Source organism: Actinoplanes lobatus (assembly GCF_014205215.1).
Classification (GTDB): Bacteria; Actinomycetota; Actinomycetes; order Mycobacteriales; family Micromonosporaceae; genus Actinoplanes; species Actinoplanes lobatus.
In genome coordinates this window covers 3,176,963-3,203,458 of sequence record NZ_JACHNC010000001.1, presented here as the reverse complement: position 1 = coordinate 3,203,458, position 26,496 = coordinate 3,176,963, and the positions used below count along the sequence as shown (strand labels likewise).

Genomic DNA, 26,496 nt, shown 5'->3' with positions numbered 1-26,496 from the left:
GACGGTCAACTCCGGTCGACCGTGGCCCAGAGACCGTATCCGTGCAGTTGGTTGGCGTCCATCTCCATGCGCTCACGCGCACCTGTCGAGACCACCGCCTTGCCTTTCGTGTGCACGTCCATCATCAGCCTCTCGGCCTTCTCCTTGCTGAATCCGAAGAGCTTCTGGAAGACCCAGGTCACGTATGACATGAGGTTGACCGGGTCGTCCCAGACGATGGTCACCCACGGCCGGTCCCCGGCCGGTACTTCCTCGATCTCCGGCGTCTCGACGGGAACAACCTGAGGCAACGCCATGCCCCCATGTTGCCACCGGATTCGGCCAACCGGTGAACCGGAGCATCGAACCGCAGGTCAACAGCCGCGTCGAGCCCCACGGGCGACGCCGCGGCGGCGAGCGCAATAGGGTGTTGCCCGTGGAGACCATCGCGCCGGCCCTGATGACCGATCAGTACGAGCTGACCATGGTCAGCGCCGCACTGCGGGACGGCACCGCCGACCGCCACTGCGTCTTCGAGGTGTTCGCCCGGCGGCTGCCCACCGGACGGCGCTACGGCGTGGTCGCGGGCACCGGCCGCCTGGTCGAGGCGATCCACGACTTCCGCTTCACCGCGGGCGAGATCGAGTTCCTGCGCTCGGCCGGGATCGTCGACGAGACCTGCGCCAAATGGCTCTCGGAGTACCGCTTCACCGGCGAGATCGAGGGGTACGCGGAGGGCGAGCTGTTCTTCCCCGGCTCACCGATCCTGACCGTTTCCGGCACCTTCGCCGAGTGCGTGGTGCTGGAGACCCTCATCCTCTCGGTGCTCAACCACGACAGCGCCATCGCGGCCGCCGCCGCCCGGATGGTCACCGCGGCCCGCGGGCGCCCGATCATCGAGATGGGGTCCCGGCGCACCCACGAGCAGGCCGCCGTCGCCGCCGCCCGGGCCGCCTACCTGGCCGGGTTCGCGTCCACGTCCAACCTCGCGGCGGGCCGGGCGTACGGCATCCCCACCACCGGCACGTCGGCGCACGCTTTCACCCTCCTGCACGACGACGAGCCGACCGCGTTCGGGTCGCAGGTGGCCACGCTGGGCAAGAACACGACGTTGCTCGTCGACACGTACGACATCAGCCAGGGCATCCGGAACGCCATCGCGATCGCCGGGCCGGACCTGCGGGCCATCCGCATCGACTCGGGCGACCTGTCTGTTCTGGCCCAGCAGTCCCGGGAGCTGCTGGACTCGCTCGGCGCCACCGAAACCAAGATCATCGTCTCCGGCGACATGGACGAGTACTCGATCGCCACCCTCGCCGCCGAACCCGTCGACATGTACGGCGCCGGCACCGCCGTGGTCACCGGCTCCGGCGCGCCCACCGCCGGCCTGGTCTACAAACTGGTCGAGGTCGAGGGCCGCCCGGTGGTCAAGCGCTCGGAGAACAAGGCGACCGTCGGCGGCCGCAAGACCGCGATCCGGCGGCACAAGCCCACCGGCACCGCCACCGAGGAGATCATCTTCTCCCAGGGCGTGCCCGACCATCAGACCAACGACCGGCTGCTCCAGCGCACCTGGATCGCCGACGGCGAAGTCCTCCACGCACCGAGCCTCCAGGAGTCCCGCGAACACCTGCGGCAGAATCTGATCTCGATCCCGTGGGAGGGCCTCAAGCTCTCCGCGGGTGACCCCGCGATCCCCGTCGTCATCGTTCCCACCACCTAGGGGCACCATGTCACGCGCATTGATCATCGTGGACGTGCAGAACGACTTCTGCGAGGGCGGCTCACTCCCGGTCGGTGGCGGCGCCGCGGTCGCCAAGGGCATCTCGCTGGTGCTCGACCGGGCCGGCGATCGTTGGGAGCACGTGGTCGCCACCAAGGACTACCACGTCGACCCGGGGACACACTTCAGCGAGCACCCCGACTACGTGGACACCTGGCCGGCGCACTGCGTCGTCGGCACCACCGGGTCCGAGTTCCACCCCGAGCTGGTCACCGACCGGATCGAGGCGATCTTCCACAAGGGCGCCCACCAGGCGGCCTACTCCGGATTCGAAGGCAGGACCGAGGACGGCGAAACCCTCGCCGGCTGGCTGCGGGGCCGGGGAGTCACCGAGGTCGAGGTCGTGGGCATCGCGACAGACCATTGCGTACGCGCGACCGCGCTGGACGCCGCGGCGGAGGGCTTCACCACCACCGTGCTGCTGGAACTCACCGCCGGTGTGGCCCGCGGCACCACCGACGCCGCCCTGGAGCAGTTCCGCGCCGCCTCGATCGCCATGACCGGCAAGCCTGTCGTTGACGCCTGAGATCCGGCCGTTCACCGGGGCCGACTGGCCCGCGGTGTGGCCCATCGTCCAGGACGTGGTCCAGGCTCAGGAGACGTTTCCCTACGGCCCGGCCATGAGCGAGACAGTCGCCCGTGACATCTGGGTGGAGCGGCCACCGGGCCTGACCGTCGTGGCGCTGCTCGACGGCCGGATCGTGGGCACCGCCAAGATGGGCGCCAACCGCCCCGGCCCGGGATCGCACGTGGCCACCGCCAGCTTCATGGTCGCGCCCGCCGCCCGTGGTCGCGGGGCCGGGACCGCGCTGTGCCGCTACGCCGTCGGCTGGGCTCGCCGGCAGGGGTTCGCGAGCATGCAGTTCAACGCCGTGGTCGAGACCAACACGGCCGCCGTCGCCCTGTACCAGCGGGAGGGCTTCCAGATCATCGGCACCGTCCCCCGGTCCTTCCGGCACCCGTCCCACGGCCCGGTAGGCCTGCACGTCATGTACCACGAATTCGACCAGCCCTGACACGCACGCCGCCTCCGGCGGCAGGGACCCGACGGCTACGCCCGTGCCCGCCGGTCCGGCATGGCTACGCGGAACCGGCTGGGAGACCACCGGGGACAGGCACGGAGCCGGAGAGCGGCACGGAGCCGGAGGAGGCTGCGGGGTCCGCGGAGGACGCCGGGCCGGTGGCGGGCGGAAGAGTCTCGGAGGCCCGGGACGGCGCCGGGCCGGTGGCGGGCCGGCGTGGGGTTCGGCGGCGGCGGAACTCGGTGGGCAGGACCAGGAGGGCGACCAGGACGCCGACCGCGCCGACCGCGACGAAGCCCCAGGCCGGGCCGCGGTGGTCGATGGCCAGGCCGGCCAGCGGGGCGCCGAGGGCGACGCCGACGGTCAGGGCCGAGTTGTGCATGCCCATGGCCTCGCCGCGCGCCGCGGCCGGGATCATCCGGCTGATGGCGTCGGAGCTGGCCGTGATGGTGGGGGCGCAGAGGGCGCCCGCCGGGATCAGGAGGAGGGCCAGCAGCCACCAGTGGTCGCCGCCGAGGCCGACCGGGATGGTCAGCACCGCCATCGGGGCGAAGATCACCAGGGTGGGCAGGCCGCGCCGGACGGTGCCGTAAAGGAAACCGCCCACCAGGGAGAAGAAGGCCCACAGGGAGAGCACCAGGCCCGCCCACTCCACCTCGCCGGAGGCCCGGAGCGTGGCGACCACCGCCACGTCGGTGCCGGAGAGGACCAGGGTGGCCGCCATCGTGACGGCCAGGACGGCGACGAAGCGGGGCTTGAGCCAACTGCTCCGCGGCGGCCGCTCACCGCTCGCCACCGGGGCCTCGTGAGCGCCCCGGACCGGCGGATTCAGCAGCCACAGGCCGACGCCGGCCAGCAGGATGCCGACGGCCAGGGAATACATCGCGGCATGCGAGCCGGCGGTCGTCACGATCAGCACGCCGAGCGCGGGACCCGCCATGAAGGACAGCTCGGTGGTCATCGAGTCGAGCGCGAACGCGGGCAGCCGGTGCGACTCGGGGGTGAGCGCCGCGATCGCCTGCCGGGCCACTGAGAAGGCGGGCAGGGCCAGGAATCCACCGACCGCGGCGACCGGCAGCAGCGCCGAATAGGGCAGGGCCTGCGCGACGAGCCAGTAGATCACCTCGGCGACCGTCGTCAGGAGCAGGATCGGCCGCAGCCCCCAGCGGTCGATGAGCCGCCCGATCACCGGCGCGCCGATCGAGCCCCCGATCGTCGACGCCGCACCGACCAGGCCGGCCGCCACATATTTCATGCCGAGGCCCTGGACGACGTGCAGGGTGAGCACCACCGTGCCCGCCGCGATCGGCACGCGGGCCAGCGTGGCGACGACCAGCAGGGACGTGATCTTCGGCAGCGCGAGTGTTTCGCGGTAAGGCGTGAGCAACATGTCGGATCCTGACCTCCGCCGCCCATCCTGCCGTGGAGGTACGACACAAATCCAACGCGTTACCGGCCCTCCAGCGGGCGCTGTGACGAGCGCCGCAGAAACGCCGAACGGCCCGCGCTCCGGAGAGTGCGGGCCGTTCGGGGAACGCCGGGCGATCAGCGATCGCGGTCGGTGCTCACGTCTTCCTGGTAGGTCGCGCCACCGTCGGACTCCGAGGTGAGCGGCCGGGCGCCACCCTCCGGCGGGCCGGCCAGCGACTGCTCGCCGGCGGCCAGGTGCGGGAACTTCAGGTCGAAGGCGGGCCGCTCGGAGCGGATCCGCGGCATGCGGTCGAAGTTACGCAGCGGCGGCGGGGTGCTGGTGGCCCACTCGAGCGAGTTGCCGTGGCCCCACGGGTCGTCGGCGGTCACGAGCTGGCCGACCTTGTACGACTTCCACACGTTGTAGATGAACGGCAGGGTCGACAGGCCCAGGATGAACGAGCCGATCGTGGAGAACGTGTTCAGGAAGGTGAACCCGTCGTCCGGCAGGTAGTCGGCGTACCGGCGGGGCATGCCCTGGGTGCCGAGCCAGTGCTGCACCAGGAACGTGCCGTGGAAGCCGATCATGGTGAGCCAGAAGTGGATCCGGGCGAGCTTCTCGTCCAGCATCCGGCCGAACATCTTCGGGAACCAGAAATAGATGCCGGCGAACACCGCGAACACGATCGTGCCGAAGAGCACGTAGTGGAAGTGGGCGATCACGAAGTACGAGTCGGAGACGTGGAAGTCGATCGGCGGCGAGGCCAGCAGGACGCCGGACAGACCACCGAAGAGGAACGTCACCATGAAGCCGATCGCGAAGAGCATCGGCGACTCGAAGCTGATCTGGCCGCGCCACAGGGTGCCGATCCAGACGAAGAACTTCATGCCGGTCGGGACCGCGATCAGGAAGCTCAGGAACGAGAAGAACGGCAGCAGCACCTGGCCGGTCGCGAACATGTGGTGCGCCCACACCGACATCGACAGCGCGCCGATCAGCAGCGTCGCGGACACCAGGCCCTTGTAGCCGAACACCGGCTTGCGGCTGAACACCGGGATGACCTCGGTGATGATGCCGAAGAACGGCAGCGCGATGATGTACACCTCGGGGTGGCCGAAGAACCAGAAGAGGTGCTGCCAGAGCATCGGCCCGCCGGTCTCCACGTCGAAGACGTGGGCACCGAGCACGCGGTCGGCGGCGAGAGCGAAGAGCGCGGCCGCCAGGAACGGGAACACCATGACCGCGAGAAGCGCGGTGACCAGCATGTTCCACGTCATGATCGGCATCCGGAACATGGTCATGCCCGGGGCGCGCAGGGTCAGGATCGTGGTGATCAGGTTGACCGAGCCGAGGATCGTGCCCAGACCCGAGATGGCCAGGCCGACCACCCACATGTTGCCGCCGATGCCCGGCGAGTGCAGCGAGTTGCTCAGCGGCGTGTACGCGAACCAGCCGAAGTCGGCGGCGCCACCCGGCGTGAGGAACCCGCCGATGGTGATCAGACCGCCGAACAGGTACAGCCAGTAGGCGAAGGCGTTCAGCCGCGGGAACGACACGTCAGGCGCGCCGATCTGGATGGGCACGACATAGTTGCCGAACGCGAACACGATCGGCGTCGCGAAGAACAGCAGCATGATCGTGCCGTGCATGGTGAAGAGCTGGTTGAACTGCTCCGGCGAGAGCACCTGCATGCCCGGCCGGGCCAGTTCGGCGCGCATCAGAAGGGCCATCAGGCCACCCAGCAGGAAGAACACGAAGGCCGTGATCATGTACATGATCCCGATCTGCTTCGCGTCCGTCGTGCGCAGGATCCGAGCAAACGCCGAGCCCTTGACCTGCCGCCGCACCGGATATGGTCGGGTCGCGATCGGCGACGGCGCAACGGTCGTCACGAATTGCCTCCGTTGTCTCGTTCGTCCCTCTCGGGATATCCCGATGATCGGGCGTACTCCGGTGGCAGAATAGTCCCCCACCTACTTTCGGCCTTAGCGGGGTGACCAAAGGGCACGGCGGCCGCGCCGCCCGGTCAGACCGGCGCCACCAGCGCCCGGCAGTGATCGGTGAAGATGCGAACTCCGCGACGGCGCAACATCGGGTCGCGCAGAGCGGGTGGCACGTCCCGGGTCCGGTCCCGCTCGCGGGTCCGCTCGCGCACCTCGGCACAGCGCGGGCGACGGCGATCCTCGTACGCTCGGAGGGCCTTGGGGATGTCGCCCCCGGCCGACCGCAGCTCCTGCCCGAGCACGTAGCCGTCCTCGAAGGACATCGCGGCGCCCTGGGCCAGTGTCGGCGCGGTGGCGTGCGCCGCGTCGCCGACCAGCACGACCGGCCCCTTGGACCAGGCCGGCAGGACCACCTCGTCGGTGCGGGCGACCTGCACCTTCTCGATCTTGTCGAGGATGGCCGGGACGGGGCCCCCGTACCCCTCGAAGAGCTCACGCAGGCGGGCGCGCGGGTCGTCCGGATTGGGGGTGTCCGGCGCGGTCTCGTCGGCGTAGCAGTAGAGCCGCCGCCCGCCCATCGGCATGGCCACGAACTGCGACCGCCGGCCGAGCACCGCGGTCCAGTCGGTGAGCGGCGGGCCGCCGCTCACCACGGCGCGGTAGACGATCTGCCCGGTCGGCACGGCCGGACCGCCCAGGCCCACCCGGTCCCGGATCATCGACCGCCGGCCGTCGGCGCCGACGACCAGGTCGTACTCGGAGATGCCGCCGTTGGAGAACTCCACCTTGGCGGCGCCGTCGACGACCTGGAGGTCGCGCACCTCGGTCTCGAAACGCACCTCGCCGCCGACCCCGGTGAGCAGCACCTGCTGGAGGTCGGCGCGGGAGAGCGCGCGGGACTCGCCGACCCCGGCCCAGAGACCCGCGACGTCCATCTCGAACAGCTGGCGGCCGCGCTGGTCGAGGAAGACCTGCCGGAAGATCAGGTCACCGAGCGGGCGTAACGGAACGTCGAGCCCGAGCAGGCGCAACGCGCGGGAGGCATTGCCTGGTAGGTAGATGCCGGCTCCTGGGACGACAGTGGCGGGCAGAGCCTCCACCACCTCCGGCCGGAAGCCGGCGACTCGCAGCCCACGGGCCGCGGCCAGGCCGGCGATGCCGGCGCCCACCACGAGGATGCGCAAGGTCATCGCACCAACGCCTTCTTGTCGATGGATACGCGTCGGAGCCAGAACACTACCGGCGGCGACCGACGCGGGGAACACCCTCGGTCAGCAACTGGTCCGATTTGTACAACATCTGAGGTTGCACACCACGCAGAGTCAAGCTACTTGGACAGTCCGCACTGTCCGTCCGGTCTGGACCGTCCATTATGGCCAGAACCGCGAACGCGCGGCCCGCACGGGCCAGGGCGATGGCCCGGCGGTGCCGGTAGTGACGGTGCAGTGCGGTGTGCATGCCGAGAGCAAACCACCGGGGTACGACAGTTTCGCCCGCCGATCGAGTTGCACCGGTGTATTCCGCCGCCGCCGTACTTCCCGGGCGGCGGCGGGTTCGCCCTGGTGGCGGCACGATCAGGGCCTGCCGGGAGTCTTCGCGAAGCGCCTGGAATCCCCCGGTCCGCCCGGCCGGCGCAGCAGGTTGTGGCGGCACATCCGCGCTTGATCAAAATGGGCCGGCGACGCCAGAATGCGTGCGCCCATTTTCCTGCAGGCCGGTCCCTGACGGCCGATGAGTGGGTCTCACCGGGCGGCCCAGCGGAAAGGCCATTTGTCTGATGCACCCCGACCTGTCCCCGTCACTGCCGGTGATCCCGGAGGTGTGCGCGGAGCTGTGGACCTCCGCGGTCCGGGTGCTCGACGCCAACTGGGTGGGTGACCACACGGTGCCGTCGCACTCGCTCCACCCGCATCAGCGGAGCTGGGACACGGCGTTCACGGCGATCGGGCTGGCCTACGTGAACCAGCCGCGCGCCTGGCGGGATCTGGGCAGCCTCTTCGCGGCCCAGTGGCCGGACGGCCGGGTGCCGCACATCGCCTTCGACCCGGACACCCCGGAGGACGCCCACTTTCCCGGGCCCGGGTTCTGGAACGTGCCCGCCTACGCCGGGCGGCCCGCCCTGAGCAGCACCGGGCTGGTCCAGCCGCCGCTGCACGCGCTCGCCGCGTGGGAGGTCTACCGGCATGCCGCGGCGCACGGCGCGGACGCCGTCCAGCAGGCCCGGATCGAGCTCGACCGGCTCTACCCGCGGCTGGTGGCGCAGCAGGAGTACCTCGGCGACCGGCGGGACGTGGGCGGCGGTGGGCTGGCGTCCATCGTTCATCCGTGGGAGTCCGGGCTGGACGACAGCCCGGCCTGGGACGAGGCGCTGGCCGCCGTGCCGGCGGACCCCGCGGTCCCCGGCGCGGCTCACCCTCCGGCCGGCACGGATGATGCCCGGTACGCCGGTCTCGTTCTGGACTACCGGGCCGGGGGCTACTCCGACACCGGGCTCGCCGAGCGGCACGCCTTCGTCGTCGAGTGTCCCGGCTTCAACGCCGTACTGGCCACCGCCGAGCTGGCGCTCGCGCAGATCGCCGGGGTGCTGGGCCGCCCGTCCGAGGCGCGCCGGCACCGGGAGCGGGCGCGCGACGTCACGGCGGCCATCGGGCGGCGGCTGTGGAACCCGGAGACCCGCACCTTTCACGCGCGTGACGTCCGGACCGGGCGGCTCAGCCCGGCACACTGCGTCTCCGGGCTGCTGCCGCTCATGCTGCCGGATCTGGAGGCGGACCAGGTCGACGGGATCCTGGCCGAGCTGCGGTCGGAACGGTTCGGGCTGCCGGCGCCCAGCCACGACCGGACCTCGCGTGAGTTCGACGCCCACCGCTACTGGCGCGGCCCGGTCTGGATCAACGTGAACTGGCTGCTGCGCCGGGGCCTGCTGGTGCACGGCCGGCGGGACGAGGCGGAGGAACTGCGCCGCAGCCTGCTCCGGTTGGTGCACCGCAATGGCCACTTCGAGTACTTCCACCCGGAGGAGGGCGGTGGCCTCGGCACCTCCGCCTTCAGCCGGACCGCCGCCCTCTGCCTGGACCTGCTGGCCGACCGGTCCGCCCCGGCCTACGCCCGCGCCGCCTGAGAGAACGGCCGCTTAGAAGATCACCACCGAGCGGAGTACGTCGCCGGTGTGCATCTTCGCGAAGGCCTGCTCGACCTCGTCCAGCGCGATCTCCTCGGTCACGAAGGCGTCCAGGTCGAGCCGGCCCTGCCGGTAGAGCTCGGTGAGCAGCGGGAAGTCGCGGGTGGGCAGGCAGTCGCCGTACCAGCTGGACTTGAGGGCGCCGCCCCGGCCGAAGACGTCGAGCAGCGGCAGCTCGATGGTCATCTCCGGGGTGGGCACGCCGACCAGCACCACGGTCCCGGCCAGGTCGCGGGCGTAGAAGGCCTGCCGGTACGTCTCCGGCCGGCCCACCGCCTCGACCACCACGTCGGCGCCGAACCCGCCGGTCAGCTCGCGCACCTTCTCCACCACGTCGTGCTCGCGCGCGTTGATCGTGTGGGTGGCCCCGAACCCGCGGGCCCACTCCAGTTTCCGGTCGTCGGTGTCGATCGCGATGATCGTGGTCGCGCCGGCCAGGGCCGCCCCGGCCACCGCGCCGTCACCGACCCCGCCGCAGCCGATCACCGCGACCGAGTCGCCGCGGGTCACGCCGCCGGTGTTGATGGCCGCGCCGATGCCGGCCATCACGCCGCAGCCGAGCAGGCCGACCGCGGCGGCCCGGGCGGACGGGTCGACCTTGGTGCACTGGCCGGCGTGCACCAGCGTCTTCTCCACGAACGCGCCGATGCCCAGGGCCGGGGACAGTTCGGTGCCGTCCTCCAGCGTCATCCTCTGGGCCGCGTTGTGGGTGGCGAAGCAGTACCACGGCTTGCCCTTGTGACAGGCCCGGCAGTTGCCGCAGACGGCCCGCCAGTTGAGCACCACGAAGTCGCCCGGCGCCACATCGGTGACCCCGGCGCCGACCGCCTCGACCACCCCGGCCGCCTCGTGGCCGAGCAGGAACGGGAACTCGTCGTTGATCCCGCCCTCGCGATAGTGCAGGTCGGTGTGGCAGACCCCGCAGGCCTGGATCTTCACCACCGCCTCGCCCGGCCCTGGGTCGGGCACCACGATGGTGGCCACCTCGACCGGTTTGCCCTTCTCCCGGGCGATCACGCCCCGCACCCGCTGACTCATGCTTCCCACGACCCTTCACCGGTGGCTGGTCCGATCAGGACAGCCTCGCAGATCTCACCGGGAAACGGGACGGGAACGAACCTCCAGTGGCGTCTCCAGCAGCGCCTCGGCGGCCTTGGCGAGCTGGCGGGCCTGCCCGGGGGTGAGCCGATCGAAGATCAATTGCTGTACGGCCTCCGCGTGCCCGGGCGCCGTCTCCACCACCTTCTCCCAGCCGGCGCCGGTGAGCACGGCGATCTGGACCCGGCCGTCCGCGGCGTCGCGTTCCCGCCGGACCCAGCCCTTCTCCTCCAGCCGGGCCACCACGTGGGAGAGCCGGGACAGCGAGGCGCTGGCCCGTTTCGCCAGGTGACTCATCGACAGACGCCGGTCGGACCGCTCGGAGAGGGTCATCAGGACCAGGTAGCCCATGTGGGTCAGACCGGCGTCCCGCTGGAGCTGGGCCTCGAGCGCCGCCGGCACCCGGACGAGTACTTCGACCACCTGCCGCCAGGCTTGCTGTTGCTCATCGGTCAACCAGCGAGGCTCGTCCATGCTGGCAGGTTAGTGGCGATCGACGGCTACGGTAGTGGCCGGACAGCCGAGATCCACAGAAGGCGTTACGGATCGGCCCTGGATTCGATCGACTTACGTGAACCTGGGCGGGTACGCTGTCCGGGGACTTTCACCCCGACACGGCGCCGGAACCGGCTGGCTGGGGGGCCTCGGCCGGTTCCGGCGCCGTGTGCCTAAAAGGTTTTCTCATGCGGCGGGCGGCTCGTCCTTGCCGGCCTCCTCGGCCGCGTCGGCCTCTTCCTTGGTCTTGTGCACCGCCCCGTCGGCGTGCTCCGGCGGGCCGTAGACGGTGTAGAGGACAAGCGGGTTCGGGCCGTCGTTGAGGAAGTTGTGCTTCGTCCCGGCGGGCACCACGACCAGGTCTCCCTGCTCGACCTTGCGGGTCCGGCCGCCGACGACGGCCTTGCCGATCCCGCTCACGAAGGTGAGGATCTGGTCCACCTCGTGGATCTCCTCGCCGATCTCGCCGCCCGGCGGGACCGTCATGATCACGAGCTGGGTGTGCTTCCCGGTCCAGAGCACACGGCGGAAATCGGGGCTCTGCTCAGCGACAGTGGCAATCGTGAAGTGCTCCATGCCTGGACCGTTACCCGGGTCAGGCACTCCGCAATCGGCCCGGGAGAACCGGCGCCGGACGGCCGATGAGGTAGCCCTGCACGTAGTCGACGCCGAGCTCCCGCAGCATCCGCAGGGTGGCCTCGTCCTGCACGAACTCGGCGACGGTGTGGATGCCGTACGCCTGGCAGACCTGCACCAGGGCCCGGACCAGCACCTGGTCCTGCGGGTTGTCGACCAGGTCCACCACGTACTCCCCGTCGATCTTGACGAGGTCGATCGGGAAGAGCCGCAGGTAGCGGAACGAGGCGTAGCCGGAGCCGAAGTCGTCCAGCGCCAGACCGCAGCCCAGGTCACGGACCCGGTCGGCGAACCGGCGGGCCTCGCTCAGGTTGCCGATCAGCGCCGTCTCGGTGATCTCGAAGGTGAGCTGCGCCGGATCCACCTGATAGCGGTCCAGCAGCTTCTCCACCTCGTTGGTCAGCCGCGGATCGCCGACCGACCGGCCGGACAGGTTGACCTGGAGGCACAGGCCGGGCTGCTCGGCGGCGAGCCGCATGGCCCGCTCCACCACCCAGAGGTCGATGTCGAAGACCGCGTCGAGCCGCTCGGCGGCGTCCAGCACCTGGATCGGCGACTGCGGGCCGTCGCTCTCGTCGATCACCCGCAGCAGCAGCTCGTGCCGGGTCACCCGGTTGGTCTGCAACTCCAGGATCGGCTGCGAGTAGAGGGTGAACCGGTCGGTGCCGAGCGCGTCGGCGACCCGGGAGCGGTAGGAGCCCTGCCGGTCGCGGACCGGAACCGGGTGCGCCACCAGGGTCAGCGGGCGGTCCGCCTCCCGGGACTGCCGCCAGGCCTGTTCGGCGTCGATCAGCAGGCCGTGACTGCCGGCCTCGGCGTCCTGCTCGAACCGGACCAGGCCGCCCCAGACGCACGCCGCCTCGCGCAGCGCCTCGATCAGCACCCGGGCCTGTTCACGGGCGGCCCGCCAGATGGTCCGGGCGAACAGCACGGCGATCTCGTTGGGGCCGACCCGCCCGAGCAGGTGCTCCGGGCGGACCTGGTCCTCGAGCAGCCGGGCGATGCGGTGCAGCAGATCGGCGTTGTACTCCGGGCGTACCCCGTCGGCTTCTCCGGCCTGGACCCGGAGCACCAGGAGCGCGCCCCCGGCTCCGCGCAGGGCGCGGTCGACCTCGTCGGCGAAGCGCGCCCGGGTGAGCAGGCCGGTGGCCGGATCCGGCTCGACGAGCGAGGCCTGGACGGTCTCACCGCGCCGGGTGAGGCGGGCCGACTCGCGGCGGGCCCGCTCGCGGGCCGAGACGTCGCGGATCGTGCCGCGGATGCCGCGCACCGTGCCGTCCGGCCCGGCCATCGGTTCGAGGGTGCAGTCGACGTCGAACCAGCCGCCGTCGGCGCGCATCAGCCGGACCGTGATGAGCACGGTGTTCTGGCTGGTCCAGGCTTCGGTGATGGCGCCGAGGGCCTTGGCGTGGTCGTCGCGGTGGACGTGGCGGGCGAGGATCTGCCGGGTCATCCCCTTCTCGGTGGGGGCGCGGCCGACCATCGCGGAGAGCGCCGCGGACCAGACGATCTGGTCACCGGCGGCGGTGTACGTGAACCACGCGGCCCGGTCGTCGGCGGGCTGCCGTGGCTCCGGCAGGGTGTGCGGCGGTGCGGGAGTCCAGAGCTCCCGTTCTTCGGGCACCGTCATATGCCGCCACCTCCCCCCTTGTGCACGGCTGTTCCCGCAGCCATCAAGACCCCTCACCTATTACGACCTGTCACCGGGCCGTAGTAACAGTGGACGCAAGCGTCAAAGTTTTGACGTATCCGCAGGCAAGGCCATGAGCAGGGAATTATCGCCCATCCAGAGTAACGAAACAACCGAATGGAGGACCTCGTTCCCTTACAATTCCACCGAAATGGCCTCGCCTGATCCATGACAGACAGTCACTACGTGTATTTGCTGTGGAACCTTCCGCATTTCCCTACCTGAATCCAGGCCCGAACATGCACCCAGCGCGACGACGGTCGCGCGGTGCGTGACGGATCAGTCGCCGTCGACCGTAGTGATCTCCAGCTCACCGATCCGCTGCCAGACCGGACGGATCGCCACCTCAGGCTCGCGCGCGAAGACACTGCCACGGATGCGGACGAAGACGCAATTCCCCACCCGTTCCAGCACGGACTGCCGCCGCATGTCGCTCTCCCACTGGTCCGGTCCGCGGTAGGTGTCGCCGTCACACTCGATCGCCAGCCGCCGCCCGTCCGGCGCGTTCAGCACGAAGTCGATCCGGTAGTCCCCGATCCGGAACTGCGGAATCGGCCGGTACCCGCGGCCCACCAGAAGCTTGAGCACGTCCCTCTCGAAATCGGTCTCGCAGTGCACGGCCGGATCGGCCGCCGCGGCCTCCGCGGGCAGATCGACGGCGTACGACAGGAGCCGTCCCCGGGCGTCGTCGTCGAGCAGTGCCCCGGGCCGCACCGAGTGGAAGATCCAGAGCTGGTCCCGGGCCCGGGAGGCGGCCACGTTGATCCGCCGGTGGTAGTCGCGCTTGGTGAACGCCGCGATCCGGGGATCCCGCTCCGACACCACGGTGGAGATCAGCACCACGTCGCGTTCGTCGCCCTGGAACGTGTACGCGTCACCGACCCGCAACCGCCGTGCCTGGATCTCGTCCTCGCCGATCGCCTCACGCAACTGCTCCAGCAGGTAGGTGGCCTGCCCGCTGCTGGAGAGCAGGCTGATCACGCCGAGGGTGCGGCCGTCGTACCGCGGATCGGCCACGATCTTGGTGACCCGGTCGACCAGTGCGGTGGCCTCCTCCAGGTTCACGTCGCCGTACCCGGCCAGCGGCCGGCGTTCCCCGCTCTCACAGAACACCGTCTGGATCGGGGGCAGGGACGGACGGTCCGCCCGCAACGGCCGGATCCTGCCGTCGTAGTAGTGCCGCGACGAGAACTCGATGATCTGCGGGACACAGCGGAAGTGCTCGGTCAGCAGGATCCGCTCCGGCGAGCGGCGGACCGCGTGGTCGTACAGGGAGGACTCGGGGTCGAAGTGCTCGGCCGAGGGCACCCCGTCCAGATGCCGCCGGATCAGGCCGGTGACCGGGCCCACGAACCCGAGCTGCGGGCCGATCTGCTGGTCGTCGCCGACCACCACGGCCCGCTCGGCGAGCGTGAGCACCGGCAGGGAGAAGAGATCGGCCTGGGACGCCTCGTCGACGATCACCACGTCGAACCGGGCGCCGCCGGCGAACTGCTCGATCGCCCGGTCCACCGACATGACCCAGACCGGCACCGCCGACACGGCCGACTCCATGGCCCGCTGAGCGTGCGCCTGCCAGGTCGCGGCGCCCCGCCCGGTACCCTTGCCGATCTTGCGCAGGGCGGTGGCCCAGTCGGCCAGCGCGGCCCGGCGCCGGTCGTCCAGCGCCCGGGACACCTCCAGCCACGCCGACGCCACCACCAGCTCCGCGGTCAGGCTCCGGATCCGGGACCGGGCCCGCTCCACCCGGCGCGACAGCACCGCCGGATCGACCTCGCCGACCACCCCGTCGAACCAGGTCTGGGCGCGCCGCCACTCCCACGCCGACAGGACCGCCTGACCGGAGAGCACCGGGTGCTCACCGCCGGCGATCATCGCGGCCCACTCCGGGGCGGCCGCCACGAGCCGGTGGTAGGCGGCGTCGAACCGCATCACGTCCGGCTGGAGCAGCACCAGCCGGCGCACCTCGCCGATCGAGGAGTCCCAGTCGTCCAGCGTGCGCCACGACTCGGCCAGCTCCGGCCAGGCCGCCACCCGCTCGGCGACCGCCTTCTCCACGGCCCGCGCCTGCTCCAGGCCGAACACCTCGGCCGCCGCCTCGCACGCGTCGGCCACCCCGGCCAGGCCGGTGGCGTCCACGACCAGCTCCCGCTGCGGCATCAGCGGGGCGATCCGCCGGGCCAGCGGCGGCCAGCGGTTCAGATCGAAGTCGAGCGACTGGTTCGCCTCGGCGAGCAACGTGCCGGCCCACACCTCCGGGTCACCCCAGCCGCCCGGCGGCTCCGGGACCTGCAATCGGTCCACCCACTCCGACCAGGCGTCACCCAGTCGGCGGCGGGCCTGCTCACGGCGTACGCCGGCGGTCGCCAGATCGACGTCGGCCACCGTGCGCAGCGGCTCCCCGTCGACCCGGACCTCGTCGGCCAGCCGGAACAGACCGGGCTGGAGCAGGCGGTTCAGGCTCTTCCCGGCGGCGAACCGCTGACGGACCTCGGCCAGGCGGGACAGCAGCAGTTTCGGCTCCGCCAGAATCGGGCCGGGGATCGCGATCCGGTGCCCGGTCACCTCCCGGGCCAGGGTGGCCAGCTCGGCGAAAAGGGTCTCGGTGTGCACCACCTGGTCGTTCCACAGGGTGCGCCAGTGCGGGTCGTCCAGCAGCCGGCCGAGACGATCGGTCCAGGTGCCCTCGCGGCGCTTCAGCCAGGACACCGCCTCGCGCAGGTCGGCCAGCAGATCCGACATGCCGGTGCGGCGCTCACCGCGTACCGCTGTCATGTCGACGCCCTGATCCGCCAGGAGCGACATGCGCTCCTCGGTCTCCGCCGTCTTCGCCCGGGCGGCAGCCGCGGAAGCGGCGTCCGGAAGATCCGAGATCTCCGGAAGCGGGCGCATCGCGGCCGCACGATCCTCCGCCGTCAGCCGGGCGGCCAGCTTCAACAGGGTGGCGAACTCCTCGATGGTCAGCGGCGGCGGACCGGAGACCGGATCCGGGATGCCGCCGTGCGCGGCGGCGCGCTCACGCAACCACGCGCCCACCTCGGCGGGCATCAGAGCAACCCCACCGATCTGGTACGTCTGAGCCTCGCTCTCGGCGATCAGCCGCAACCCGGCCATGGCCACCGCCAGCTCCCGCTCCGCCTCCTCCAGGTTCCGGGTCAGCAGGTCCACCCGGCGGCCCTCGGCCTCCTTGTCCAGAGTGGCGGCCCGGTCGGACAACTCGCGTGCCGCCAGCTGCAACTGCACCAGCTGGTCCGTGGTCCGCCCGAGAACGGCGAGGCAGAGCGGCTGCACCTCCTCGGGAAGGCCGTCCCGGAGCACCCGCAGCGGCTCCTCCTTCTGCGCTACCACCAGCACCCGCTTGCCGTTCGCCATGAGATGGCAGATCAGATTGCGGATCGTGTGCGTCTTGCCGGTGCCGGGCGGGCCCTGCACCGCGACGTTCCGGTGGTGGGCGAGGCGGCGCGCGATCGACTCCTGCGCCTCGTTCGTCGGCAGCGGCATGAGCAGCCGCTCCCCCACCCGCTCCCAGGTCTCCGGGCGGTCGTCCGGCATCAGCAGACGGCTCGGCTCGTGCGCCACCACCGCGGCCAGCGCACCCACCCGGTGCATGTCGCCGCTGGTGAGGCCGTCGCGCAGGCTCTCCAGGAAGCCGCGTAGGTGGCGCTGCCGGGGCCGGGCGAAGAGCACCGCGACGTCCCGGATGAACGCCCCCTTCTTCGGCCCGTTCTCCGGGCCGTCCACGATCGCCCGGTCGAAACCGAGCCGGGAGAGGGCGCGTTCGAACAGCTCGCGGCGGTCGACGTCGTTCCACAGGTCGACCTCGACGGCGCCGCCCGGGCCGGTCAGGGCGGTCAGCTGGGCCAGGTGACGGTCGTCCAGCCCGGCCAGAGCCTCCACCTGAAGGCGGGACGGTCCGGCCGGGGAGACGGTGACCAGGGCACGGTCGGCGTCGTACTCGATCAGAACCGGAGTGGCGACCAACGGATAGCGGACCCGCGCGCCGTCGATCACGGTCTCCACGATGCCGTGGCCCCAGACCAGCTCGGTGGTGGCGGTCGCCATGTCCAGCTGGTGCATCCGGTCGAAGAGGCGGCGGTGCAGCTCACGGGTCTGCTCGGTGGCCGCGGTGAGCAGCGACCAGGGGCGCCAGACCTCGTCGCGCCAGGTCTCGAAGTCGTCGCCGGCGCCCTCCGTGGGCGGCTCCGTGGCCGGGTCCGTGGCCGGGTTCGTGGCCGGGTTCGCATTCGCCTTCGCGGCCGGGTTCGCATTCGCCTTCGCGGCCGGTTCCGCATTCGGCTCGGCGGTCGGCTCCGCACCGGCGACCACCTCACCGCGTAGGCGCCGGCGCAGCGCGGCCGGGACCGCCACCGGGGCGGGCAGCTCGGGGCGGCCGACGCGGAGCCAGGAGGAGCCGTCGGTGCCCGGGCCGATCTGGCACTCCGGGTGGCGGGGCAGCGTGTGCAGCCAGTGCGCGTCGCCCGGGACGGTGCGCGCCGGACGGTCCATCTGGGCCCGGACGGCGAGCAGATAGTCGGCGACCGCAACGGCCCGATCCCGGATCGTGGAGGGCGATTCGCGCTGCTCGGCCATCCTCGGGAGTCTAGGGCGTGAGATTGATCCTGTGAGCCTGCGTACCAGGCCGTTTCGGGGGCGGCGCGCAGGCATGAGGAACCGCTAAGGTGACGCCCGCTGATCTTGCATCGATGGTCTTGGGGATACACGTGAATCAGGGGTGGGCGGAGTTGGACGGCAACGGTCACTACTGGCCGGCGCAGCCGCCGGCAATTCCTCCGTCGTACTACGCCATGCCGGATGACCCGCTGGTCAGCCCGAGCTATGAGGGCTGGTGGGCGCGGGCCGGAGCACTGGCGAAGAAGATCTGGAAGCCCGCGCTGAAGCTGAACGCGGTCGCCCTCCTGCCGCTGCTCGCGCTGACCGTGCCCGCCAACGTCCTGATGACCACCGAACAGCGGGAGCTCCAGGCCGCGGCGCTCGACCAGACCGATCCGCCGGACCTCTCGATGCTGAGCGGGTTCATGACGGCGGTCGGCTGGCTCCTGGCCGCCACCCTGGTCGCCGCGCTGGTGTCCGCGGTGGTCACCTCGGCCACCGTCCGGCTCGTCGTCCTCGCGGCCACCGGCCAGCCGGTCAGCCTGCGCGAGGCACTCCGCACCGCGCTGCGCCGCGGCCCGGCGGTGATCGGATGGCAGATCCTCGCCGGCTTCCTCGGCGCCCTGGCGTTCCTCGCCTGCTTCCTGCCCATCCTGTACGTCAGCGCGGCACTCATGGTCCTCCCGGTGGTGGTCACCATCGAGCGGGGTGCGGGGATCGGGCGCAGCTTCTCCCTCTTCCACGCCGACATCGGCGCCAGCCTGGCCCGGATCGGCAGCATCTGGGCGGTCACCATCGGCGCCTCGATGGTGCTGGCCGGGATCGGGGCCGCGCTGGAGCTGACCATCGGCGGGACGCCCGGTGCGATCGTGTCCAGCCTGTGGAGTGGCCTGTACTACCTGGTCGCCGGCATCTACATCACACCGCTGCTGGTCACCGCGTATGCGGACATGCGGGCGCGCCGGGAGCCGTTCTCCACCGCCTACCTGACGCCGGAGGCCGAGCGCCCCGCCGCCTGATCCCTCCTGCCGTTCCTGGCCATGAAGAAGGCCGCGGGCCGCTCCCCTCCGGGAGCGGCCCGCGGCCTTCTTTCGGCCTACCGTCAGGGGAACTGCATCCGGCGCGGCCGGGGGATCACCGGCGGCGGGAGCGGCAGATCGTCGAGGTGGCTCCAGTTGAGGGTGCCGTTGTCAGTGGACTTGATCTCGCCGAGGCAGGCGCGGAGCAGACCGAGGTTGGGCGCTCCCGCGTATCCGGCGATGATCACCTCGGGTTTCGGCTCGATGCCGCCGATCGCCGCGCAGATCTTGGCGACCTCGCGCTCGTCGACGGCGTCGAGCGGTAGCGGGGCCTCCACCGGGGAGCGGCGCCACGGCGGGCCGAAGCGGCGCAGGAGCTCGCGGGCGAGACGGCCGAACGAGCGGCCCACCTCGGCATCCCGCATGGAGATCCGGGCGGACTGGCCGTAGCACCACGGCACGACCACATGCCCGTTGATCAGGACCAGCTGATAGACCGAGCGCGGCACGCTGATGATCTCCGCCCCGGGCAGTGTGCCCAGGAAGAGGACCAACTCCTCGTACGGAAGAGGCCAACGGGGGTTGGCGAGCACACGCTCCATGGTCTGCGTCATGGCTGGGTGAGCGTGGACCTCGCGGTCGATCGCCGTGCTCAAGGCCTCCGGCACCCGGGTCCACAGCTCGTCGGCGACCTTGTCGCCGAACTGCTCGATCAGCCAATCGCTCGGACCGACGAGAACGTCTGGACGCATTCTCCACCACCACCGTCCGTGATGCCGACGTCACTGCTGGCTAGAAGAGTTGCACTTCCAATGATCGACTGGAAGGGGCAACGGCGAGATCACAAAAACAACCTTGAATGAAATCGAGCATGTCGATCAACGCTTTGCCACAACGCTGGAGCGGCGGCGCGGCGAACCGCGAAACGTGCAACTTGCGCGATGAAGGGCGCGCGCAAGTTGCACGCCCGCTTCACTATTCGCCGACACTTGCCAGTGAAGCCGAGAGTTATTTCCGAGTGGTGACACACAGGCAAACATCGTTTCACAAGGCGTGATCAAATACCGCGTGACCTGCGACAGCCCGAGTTGATCGATCACTCGGCGGCCCGGTCGGCGCACCCCGGAGGAGGTGAAATGCGTTGCAGTACGCGCGTCCCTTTTCACCACCCGGCCGACCGGCCGCGACCGGCACGGCCCACCGCCGGGCCACACCGTCAACCGGCGGGAGCCAACTGTCGGATACCCGTCACTTCGCTCATGAAGCGAGCGGCCGGACCGGGAAACGCTCTCCGACGCGAGGCTGGTCACGCCTCGCCGATCACGTTCCGTACGGTCCGGCGCGGCTCCACCCGGACGCGCGGCGCCTGTCATGTTGCTCACAGCCGGGCCTGCCCACGGGCGCGAAGGCCGCACCCCCCGGGACGTTTTCCCTACCCCACCCCAAACCGCCCGGGAACCGCCCTTCACGGGTCGTCACCAGCGGAAACGTTGCAGCGCTTTCCACCGCACCCGGATCCGTGGCCGGTCGGCGCATTTCCGGACCGCCTGCGTGCCGTTTCTCGCCCCCATTCCCCTTTCCCGTCGACCACCCCTACCCGCGCCCCAGCAGGCAAGATCCTTCCCTACCGAGGGGTAAATTAATTTCGTACCGGAAAATTGCGCCGGAAAGTACTTCGAATGTCGGGTCAACGAATCCCATTCGCCCGCCATTCCGGAGTGCGGCCGGCCCGCTCCGTGCTTAATCGGTTCGGTTCACCCCGGCCGTAAAGGCCTCGACAACCGCGCGACCGGTCGCGGAATCCGCGCCCACCGTTTCGTGGGTAACCGCCGTCACGGCCGTGAGCAGCCGGCTCCGGGCGGCCCGCAGGGTCGCCATGATCTCCCGCGCGGTGTCGCCGGCGGGCCGTCGGCGGATGCCCTCGCCGAGGTCGAGCGCCGTCATGTCGCCGCCCGCACCAACCGTCACGGTGACCAGGCCGTCGGGACTGCGGGCGGTCTCGGAGAGCCGTGCCAGGCGGACGGAGAGGATGCGGGCCCGGTCCGCCCGCTCGTCGATGGCGCACCGCCACTCGTCGATCCACCGCTCGGCCTCGTGCAGATCCCGGCCGTCGAACATGGCGCCTCCCCATCCAGCGTGACGACTTCGCGGCAGACGGTAGTGAGATCGGCGCGAGCCCGGGGACGGGCCTGTGGACAACCGTGGTCTGTGGATAACCGTGGTTCTGTCAGGGGCGGGCGATACCGTGCCGGGGTGAGTTCGCACGCGCTCGTCACGCCGGCCGAGGAGGCCGCCACCGTCATCGCCGCTGTCCTGGACGATCTGCTCAGCGGCGCCCACCGTGGGGTGGTGGTCGACTCCCCACCGGGCGCCGGCAAGTCGACCCTGGTGGTCCGGGCGGCCGGTGAGCTGGCCGCGACCGGCGCGCCGCTGATGATCGTGGCGCAGACCAATGAGCAGGTGGACGATCTGATCGACCGTCTCGGCGCCCGGTCGCCGGAGATCGGGGTGGGCCGGCTGTCCGCGGTCGACTACGAGCCGACCGCCCGGGTGCGGGCGCATCCCCGGTGCCGGGTGGCGGCCAAGGTGGCCGATCTGGGCTCACCACCGGTCACCATCGGCACGGCGGCGAAATGGGCCACCGTGACCGAGGGCAGGTGGCCGTGGGCGATCGTCGACGAGGCGTACCAGATGCGCTCGGACGCGTTGTTGCGGGTCGCGCCCCGGTTCGAGCGGGCGCTGTTCGTCGGCGACCCCGGACAGCTCGACCCGTTCTCGACCGTCGAGGTGGACCGGTGGATCGGCCTCTCCTGGGACCCGATGCAGAGCGCGGTGGCCGTCCTGCTGCGGCACAATCCGGAGCTTCCGGTGCACCGGCTGCCGGTCTCCTGGCGACTGCCCGCGTCGGCGGCGCCGGTGGTGGCCCGGGCCTTCTACCCGTTCACCGGCTTCCGCTCGGGGACCGGGCCGGGCGATCGCACGCTCACCTTCGAGCAGCCCGCGCGGGACGCGCTCGACACGGTGCTGGACACCGCGGCGGCCACCGGCTGGGGGCTGCACGAGTTGCCGGAGCGCTTCACCGTGCGTACCGATGGGGAGGCCGCCGCGGCCTGTGCCGAACTGGCCGCACGCGCCCTGACCCGGGAGGGGATCGCCGTCTCCGAGGCCGGGAGCGGGCGGCTCACGCCGGAGCGGATCGCGATCGGCGCGGCCCATCGCGACCAGGTGGCGGCCATCCGGTCCCTGCTGCCACCGGAGGCCGCCGAGGTCACCGTGGACACGGCGAACCGTCTACAGGGCCGGGAGTACGACCTGACCGTCGTGCTGCACCCGCTCTCCGGCCGGCGCGACGCCACCGCCTTCCACCTGGAGTCGGGGCGGCTGTGCGTGCTGACCTCACGGCACCGGCACGCCTGCGTGCTGGTGGCCCGCGCCGGGATCGCCGAGCTGCTCGACGCGCACCCGTCGACCGAGCCGGTCCATCTCAACGTGCCGGTCAAGTTCCCGGACGGATGGGAGGCGAATCAGTCGATGCTGGCCCATTTACACCGAACGTAACCCAACGGTAACCATCGATACGTCTACCGTGGGAGTATGCCGTTCGACGGGGCCTACCTCCCGATTCTGCGACCCCGCCGGGGTGAACTGACCGCGCTGGCGCACCTCTCCGCGGAGGAGGCCGCCCGGGTGATCCCGGTCGTCGAGCTGGAGCCGGACAGCGGACTGCTCGCGATGCTCCGGGAGCTCCGGCCGCGCACCGGGACGATCGCCGTCGACTTCGGGCAGTTGCCCGAGATCGACGCCCCGGAGCACCTCGCCGGGCGACTGGCCGACCTCGGCCTCGGCCTGATCCCGGTGCTGCGGCCGGACGAGAGCGGCCCACGCCTGGCCGCACACGGCCGGGCCGCGCGGATGCACCGGCGCCGGGCGGTGCTCCGGCTGCGGCCGCACGCCGACGCCGGCAACCCGGCCGAGGCCGACGAGGTCACCGAGCGGCTGCTGCGCGCCTCCACCCTCGACCCGGACGACGTACACCTGCTCATCGACCTGGCCGAGACGGCCTGCTCGGCACACGCGAACGAGGTGGAGGACCGCGCCCGCCGGGTGCTGCGCTGGGCCCGGGCGACACCGTGGCGGTCGATCAGCGTGGCCTCCGGCGCCATGCCGCCCAACCTCGACGACCTGCCGACCGACCGGCCGGTCGCGGTGGGCCGCCTGGACGCCCGGGTCTGGGCCCGGCTCGGCGAGCCCGGCGTGGGGTACGCGGACTACGGCGTCACCTCACCGGTACGGCGTCACGGCGTCCAGCACCACCGGCAGCTGCCGACCCTGCGCTACACCACCGAGTCGGATTGGTGGATCTACCGCTGGGCCCGGCGCGGCGGCCGCAGCGACGACCGGTGCCACGACCTCTGCCGCACGCTGGTGACCTCACCGCAGTGGCCGGCGGCCGGCGCGCGCTTCTCCTGGGGCGATGCCGAGATCGCCAGACGGGCCCGGACCGCGCGGGGCGCCGGCAGCTCGGCCAGCTGGATCGCGTGGAGCACCTCGCACCACATCGCGCACGTTCTGCGGGCTCTGCCGGGGCACTGAAATGTCGTACGGTTGTTCTAATGTCGCTCACGGCTGCCCTCGCGTACGCACGGCACGGCATCCCCGTCCTGCCGGTGCACACGCCTGACCAGGGTGGCGTCTGTTCCTGCCACAGAGGAGCGCGATGCGACAGTCCCGGCAAGCACCCCCGGCTCCGGCACGGCCTCCGGGAGGCGTCCACGGATCCCCATCAGATCAGCCTGTGGTGGGCCTTCTGGCCACGTGCCAACGTGGGCCTGCGGACCGGTGTGGCGATGGACGTGGCCGACGTCGACTCCGCCGAGGGCTGGCACGGGCTGCGTCACCTCCTCGGCGGCGACCTCCCACCCGGCCCGCAGGTGCGCACCGGCGGGGGCGGCCGTCATCTGTGGTTCCGCCCGACCGGCTATGGCAATCGGGTCGGCCTGCTGCCCGGGCTCGACTGGCGCGGGGCGGGCGGTTACGTCCTGGCCCCGCCGTCGAGGCATGCCGGCGGCGGCGACTACCGCTGGATCCGGCGCCCGGCCGTGGCCCTGCCCGTCGGGCCGGCGACGCTGCTGGCGCTGATCGCGGGCCCTCCCCCACCCGTGCGGGATCACCCGGTCGTGCATCCCGGGCGATATGCGGAAGCGGCCCTGGAGGCGGAGACCGGCCGGGTCGCCCGCGCCCCGGTCGGCACTCGGAACGACACGCTCAACCGGGCCGCCTTCGCCCTCGGGCGGCTGGTCGGAGCCGGGCTGCTGGCGGAGTCGACGGTGCGCTGGGAGTTGAGCGCGGCCGCGCGGCACGCCGGGCTCGGCTGGGCGGAGATCCGCGGCACGCTCCGGTCCGGCCTGGCCGCCGGCCGGCGCCACCCGTTCGAGCACGGTCCACCGCACGCGGCCTGACCGGCGGATACGTCCCGGCTACGGGGTCGGGTCATCCGTTCGGACGAGGCGAAACGGATGATCGGGTCAGGGCTGGAGCGGCGGCTCCCCACCTCCCGCCGGTAGCCTGGCAGCGGACCGGCCGGGGGGCGATGGTGCTTCAGTGGGACCTGATCGGCGAAGCCGAGCGGAGAGTGCTCGCTGATCCGCTACGCCTCAGGTCGGTTCGCCGGCTGATCGGCGGCCCGGTGCCCGACGAGGCCTTCGACCGGGTGGCCATGCTGGTCCGCATGCTGGTCGACGCCCCGATGGGCGTGGTCTGCCTGGTCGACCTCGATCGTCAGGTGCTGGCCGGTCAGGTCGGTGTTCCGAGCCCGCTGGCCTCGACCCGTGAGATGCCGCTCACCCACTCCTTCAGCCGCCACGTCGTGACCGCCGGAGAGATGCAGGTCGTGCCGGATGTGCGCGCCGACCCGCGGATGCGGGACAACCCCGCCATCGCCGAGATCGGCGCCATCGCGTACGCGGGAGCGCCCATCACCGATCCGGACGGGCTGATCGTCGGCACCCTCTGTGCCGTCGACAACGAGCCCCGCGTCTGGACCCCGAGTGAGATCGCCCTGCTCAGCGAGCTGGCCGCGGTCTGCTCCTCGGAGGTGTGCCTGCGGATCGCCCGGGCCGCCGCGGACGAGGCCCGGCAGACCGCCGAGTCGGCACACCACCAGCTGGAGCTGCTGGCCCAGCTGACCGAGTCGCTGGCCGCCACCATGGACGTGGACGAGGCCATGCGCCGCCTCGGCGGCATAGTCACGGGCCGGCTCGCCGACTGGTGCGTGGTCGCGGTCGCCGACGATCCGGGCGGCCCGGCATCCGTCATCGCCGCGCACCGCGATCCGGAGCGCGCCGCCGACATGGGCCGCCTCGCCGCACTGGCCGACTTCGCCCGCGACGATCTCCGCTCGATGCTGCTCGCCGTCCGGCGGGGCGGCCGGTCGTTCCGCAGCGGCGACGGAGCAGCCGACCTGCGGAGCCGGATCAGCGACACCGAACTGGCCGAGATCACCACCCGGGCCGGGTTCGGCGCGTCGCTGATCGTTCCGATCACCTCACCGGTGCGGCGGCGCGCGCTCGGCGCGGTGCTGCTGGTCAACCACCCCGACCGGCGAAGCTTCACGGCCGCCGAGGAGTGGACCGCCGCCGAGATCGGTCGCCGGGCCGGGCTCGCCGTGGAGAACAGCCGTCTCTACCGGGAGCAGCGGCACGTCGCCGAGGTGCTCCAGCGCAGCATGCTCACCGATCTGCCGGAAATCCCCGGCATCGAGCTGCACGCCCGGTACCTTCCCGCCCAGGACGGCGCGGCGGTCGGTGGCGACTGGTACGACGCCTTCGCCCAGCCCGACGGCAGCGTCATCGTCGCGGTCGGGGACGTCTCGGGGCACGACATCGAGGCCGCCGCGACCATGGGGCAGCTGCGCAATCTGGTCCGGGGAGACGCGTACGGGCGGGACGAGGAGCCCGGCGCCCTGCTCACCGCGCTCGACAACACGCTGCACGGCCTGCGGGTCCCGGCCTCCGCGACCATGGTGCTGGCCCGGGTCCGCAAGTCGGCGACCGGTTACGCGATCAGCTTCGGCAACGCCGGCCACCCACCACCGCTGCTGCTCCTGCCGGACGGCTCGGTCCAGGTCTGGTGGGTGCCACCGGAGCCGTTGCTCGGCCTGCCACCGCGCGAGCCGCGCAGCACCGACCTTCGCGATGTGCCACCGGGCTCGACGCTGCTCCTCTACACCGACGGCCTCGTCGAGGATCGCGACCAGTTCCTCGACGACGGCATCGACCGCCTGTCCGCGGTCCTGCGCACCCACGCCGACAGCCCCGGCGACGAACTGTGCACCCGCCTCCTGGAGGTCGCCCCGCGCCGCAGCGACGACATCGCCCTCTTACTGGTCCGGCTGGGCTGTGCCTGATGGCTCCGCTTCGCTCCGCGGCAAAACGCTGGGCCTGATGGCTCCGCTTCGCTCCGCGGCAAAACGCTGGGCCTGATGGCTCCGCTTCGCTCCGCGGCAAAACGCCTTGTAACCGGTGTCGAGGCAGGCGATTTCCCGACACAGCACACCCCGCTGCGCCGGCAAATCACTTGCCTCGACACCGGCGGCGTTTTGCGGGGGACGTCGAGTGCACCGCCGTCCA

General features: G+C 71.4%; 20 protein-coding genes. 9 read left to right on the top strand and 11 right to left on the bottom strand.

Annotated features, from left to right (window positions below; genetic code table 11):
- Positions 1-5: 5 nt before the first annotated feature.
- Positions 6-296, bottom strand: a complete 291-nt coding sequence (gene clpS / locus BJ964_RS14885; protein WP_188121218.1) for an ATP-dependent Clp protease adapter ClpS — start codon at positions 294-296, stop codon at positions 6-8.
- A 119-nt stretch (positions 297-415) separates the two neighbouring features.
- Here clpS and BJ964_RS14880 point away from each other — a divergent pair, with 119 nt between their 5' ends.
- Genes BJ964_RS14880 through BJ964_RS14870 form a run of 3 tightly spaced genes read left to right on the top strand, consistent with a single transcriptional unit; the run spans position 416 to position 2,778 of the window.
- Positions 416-1,702, top strand: coding sequence for a nicotinate phosphoribosyltransferase (locus BJ964_RS14880; protein ID WP_188121217.1), 1,287 nt, complete (start codon positions 416-418; stop codon positions 1,700-1,702).
- Positions 1,703-1,709: 7 nt separating this feature from the next.
- Entirely contained in the window at positions 1,710-2,288 is a 579-nt protein-coding gene (locus BJ964_RS14875) for a nicotinamidase (protein ID WP_188121216.1), read from the top strand.
- Positions 2,278-2,778, top strand: a complete 501-nt coding sequence (locus BJ964_RS14870; protein WP_188121215.1) for a GNAT family N-acetyltransferase — start codon at positions 2,278-2,280, stop codon at positions 2,776-2,778. The genes BJ964_RS14875 and BJ964_RS14870 overlap by 11 nt, the downstream gene beginning before the upstream one ends.
- Before the next feature lie 64 nt (positions 2,779-2,842).
- Here the strand turns inward: BJ964_RS14870 and BJ964_RS14865 are convergent, their stop codons facing one another.
- The 3 genes from BJ964_RS14865 to BJ964_RS14855 form a co-directional block, all read right to left on the bottom strand.
- Positions 2,843-4,174, bottom strand: a complete 1,332-nt coding sequence (locus BJ964_RS14865) for an MFS transporter (protein WP_188121214.1) — start codon at positions 4,172-4,174, stop codon at positions 2,843-2,845.
- Between the two features lie 155 nt (positions 4,175-4,329).
- Positions 4,330-6,087 (bottom strand): aa3-type cytochrome oxidase subunit I, encoded by a 1,758-nt coding sequence (gene ctaD, locus BJ964_RS14860; RefSeq protein ID WP_188121213.1) that lies wholly within the window; start codon positions 6,085-6,087, stop codon positions 4,330-4,332.
- Positions 6,088-6,221: 134 nt separating this feature from the next.
- Positions 6,222-7,328, bottom strand: coding sequence for an FAD-dependent monooxygenase (locus BJ964_RS14855; protein WP_188121212.1), 1,107 nt, complete (start codon positions 7,326-7,328; stop codon positions 6,222-6,224).
- A 587-nt stretch (positions 7,329-7,915) separates the two neighbouring features.
- Between BJ964_RS14855 and BJ964_RS14850 the strand changes: the two genes are divergently transcribed.
- Positions 7,916-9,259 (top strand): MGH1-like glycoside hydrolase domain-containing protein, encoded by a 1,344-nt coding sequence (locus tag BJ964_RS14850; RefSeq protein WP_188121211.1) that lies wholly within the window; start codon positions 7,916-7,918, stop codon positions 9,257-9,259.
- A gap of 12 nt (positions 9,260-9,271) precedes the next feature.
- Here the strand turns inward: BJ964_RS14850 and BJ964_RS14845 are convergent, their stop codons facing one another.
- The 5 genes from BJ964_RS14845 to BJ964_RS14825 form a co-directional block, all read right to left on the bottom strand.
- On the bottom strand, positions 9,272-10,357 hold the full coding sequence (locus BJ964_RS14845) for an S-(hydroxymethyl)mycothiol dehydrogenase (protein ID WP_188121210.1): 1,086 nt from the start codon (positions 10,355-10,357) through the stop codon (positions 9,272-9,274).
- A 54-nt stretch (positions 10,358-10,411) separates the two neighbouring features.
- Complete coding sequence (locus BJ964_RS14840) at positions 10,412-10,891, bottom strand: MarR family winged helix-turn-helix transcriptional regulator (RefSeq protein WP_188121209.1); 480 nt, start codon at positions 10,889-10,891, stop codon at positions 10,412-10,414.
- Positions 10,892-11,098: 207 nt separating this feature from the next.
- Positions 11,099-11,488, bottom strand: coding sequence for a cupin domain-containing protein (locus BJ964_RS14835; RefSeq protein ID WP_188121208.1), 390 nt, complete (start codon positions 11,486-11,488; stop codon positions 11,099-11,101).
- 19 nt (positions 11,489-11,507) lie between these two features.
- The gene (locus BJ964_RS14830; RefSeq protein WP_188121207.1) at positions 11,508-13,178 is read right to left on the bottom strand and encodes an EAL domain-containing protein; all 1,671 of its coding nucleotides are present in this window, start codon (positions 13,176-13,178) and stop codon (positions 11,508-11,510) included.
- A 339-nt stretch (positions 13,179-13,517) separates the two neighbouring features.
- The gene (locus BJ964_RS14825) at positions 13,518-17,828 is read right to left on the bottom strand and encodes an AAA domain-containing protein (protein ID WP_188121206.1); all 4,311 of its coding nucleotides are present in this window, start codon (positions 17,826-17,828) and stop codon (positions 13,518-13,520) included.
- Between the two features lie 131 nt (positions 17,829-17,959).
- Here BJ964_RS14825 and BJ964_RS14820 point away from each other — a divergent pair, with 131 nt between their 5' ends.
- Positions 17,960-18,868: a hypothetical protein gene (locus BJ964_RS14820; protein ID WP_188121205.1), complete on the top strand. Its 909-nt coding sequence runs from the start codon at positions 17,960-17,962 to the stop codon at positions 18,866-18,868.
- 83 nt (positions 18,869-18,951) lie between these two features.
- Here the strand turns inward: BJ964_RS14820 and BJ964_RS14815 are convergent, their stop codons facing one another.
- Together BJ964_RS14815 and BJ964_RS14810 are read right to left on the bottom strand one after the other, a co-directional pair.
- Complete coding sequence (locus tag BJ964_RS14815) at positions 18,952-19,620, bottom strand: hypothetical protein (protein ID WP_188121204.1); 669 nt, start codon at positions 19,618-19,620, stop codon at positions 18,952-18,954.
- Between the two features lie 988 nt (positions 19,621-20,608).
- A complete protein-coding gene (locus BJ964_RS14810) occupies positions 20,609-20,986 on the bottom strand; it encodes a YbaB/EbfC family nucleoid-associated protein (RefSeq protein WP_188121203.1) in 378 nt (125 codons plus the stop codon).
- A gap of 135 nt (positions 20,987-21,121) precedes the next feature.
- Between BJ964_RS14810 and BJ964_RS14805 the strand changes: the two genes are divergently transcribed.
- The 4 genes from BJ964_RS14805 (at position 21,122) to BJ964_RS14790 (ending at position 26,273) form a co-directional block, all read left to right on the top strand.
- The gene (locus BJ964_RS14805) at positions 21,122-22,426 is read left to right on the top strand and encodes an AAA family ATPase (protein WP_188121202.1); all 1,305 of its coding nucleotides are present in this window, start codon (positions 21,122-21,124) and stop codon (positions 22,424-22,426) included.
- A 36-nt stretch (positions 22,427-22,462) separates the two neighbouring features.
- Positions 22,463-23,461 (top strand): beta family protein, encoded by a 999-nt coding sequence (locus tag BJ964_RS14800; RefSeq protein WP_188121201.1) that lies wholly within the window; start codon positions 22,463-22,465, stop codon positions 23,459-23,461.
- 20 nt (positions 23,462-23,481) lie between these two features.
- Positions 23,482-24,327, top strand: coding sequence for a bifunctional DNA primase/polymerase (locus BJ964_RS14795; protein WP_188121200.1), 846 nt, complete (start codon positions 23,482-23,484; stop codon positions 24,325-24,327).
- Positions 24,328-24,458: 131 nt separating this feature from the next.
- Complete coding sequence (locus BJ964_RS14790) at positions 24,459-26,273, top strand: GAF domain-containing SpoIIE family protein phosphatase (RefSeq protein WP_188121199.1); 1,815 nt, start codon at positions 24,459-24,461, stop codon at positions 26,271-26,273.
- The last annotated feature ends 223 nt before the right edge of the window (positions 26,274-26,496 follow it).

Excerpts from the sequence above, each read along its gene's own strand:
- BJ964_RS14840 (WP_188121209.1), bottom strand. The coding sequence starts at position 10,891 with ATGGACGAGCCTCGCTGGTTGACCGATGAGCAACAGCAAGCCTGGCGG.
- BJ964_RS14845 (WP_188121210.1), bottom strand. The coding sequence starts at position 10,357 with ATGAGTCAGCGGGTGCGGGGCGTGATCGCCCGGGAGAAGGGCAAACCG.
- BJ964_RS14790 (WP_188121199.1), top strand. The coding sequence starts at position 24,459 with ATGGTGCTTCAGTGGGACCTGATCGGCGAAGCCGAGCGGAGAGTGCTC.
- BJ964_RS14850 (WP_188121211.1), top strand. The coding sequence starts at position 7,916 with ATGCACCCCGACCTGTCCCCGTCACTGCCGGTGATCCCGGAGGTGTGC.
- BJ964_RS14795 (WP_188121200.1), top strand. The coding sequence starts at position 23,482 with ATGTCGCTCACGGCTGCCCTCGCGTACGCACGGCACGGCATCCCCGTC.
- clpS (WP_188121218.1), bottom strand. The coding sequence starts at position 296 with ATGGCGTTGCCTCAGGTTGTTCCCGTCGAGACGCCGGAGATCGAGGAA.
- BJ964_RS14865 (WP_188121214.1), bottom strand. The coding sequence starts at position 4,174 with ATGTTGCTCACGCCTTACCGCGAAACACTCGCGCTGCCGAAGATCACG.
- BJ964_RS14800 (WP_188121201.1), top strand. The coding sequence starts at position 22,463 with ATGCCGTTCGACGGGGCCTACCTCCCGATTCTGCGACCCCGCCGGGGT.
- BJ964_RS14825 (WP_188121206.1), bottom strand. The coding sequence starts at position 17,828 with ATGGCCGAGCAGCGCGAATCGCCCTCCACGATCCGGGATCGGGCCGTT.
- BJ964_RS14810 (WP_188121203.1), bottom strand. The coding sequence starts at position 20,986 with ATGTTCGACGGCCGGGATCTGCACGAGGCCGAGCGGTGGATCGACGAG.
- BJ964_RS14815 (WP_188121204.1), bottom strand. The coding sequence starts at position 19,620 with ATGCGTCCAGACGTTCTCGTCGGTCCGAGCGATTGGCTGATCGAGCAG.
- BJ964_RS14835 (WP_188121208.1), bottom strand. The coding sequence starts at position 11,488 with ATGGAGCACTTCACGATTGCCACTGTCGCTGAGCAGAGCCCCGATTTC.
- BJ964_RS14830 (WP_188121207.1), bottom strand. The coding sequence starts at position 13,178 with ATGACGGTGCCCGAAGAACGGGAGCTCTGGACTCCCGCACCGCCGCAC.
- BJ964_RS14875 (WP_188121216.1), top strand. The coding sequence starts at position 1,710 with ATGTCACGCGCATTGATCATCGTGGACGTGCAGAACGACTTCTGCGAG.
- BJ964_RS14855 (WP_188121212.1), bottom strand. The coding sequence starts at position 7,328 with ATGACCTTGCGCATCCTCGTGGTGGGCGCCGGCATCGCCGGCCTGGCC.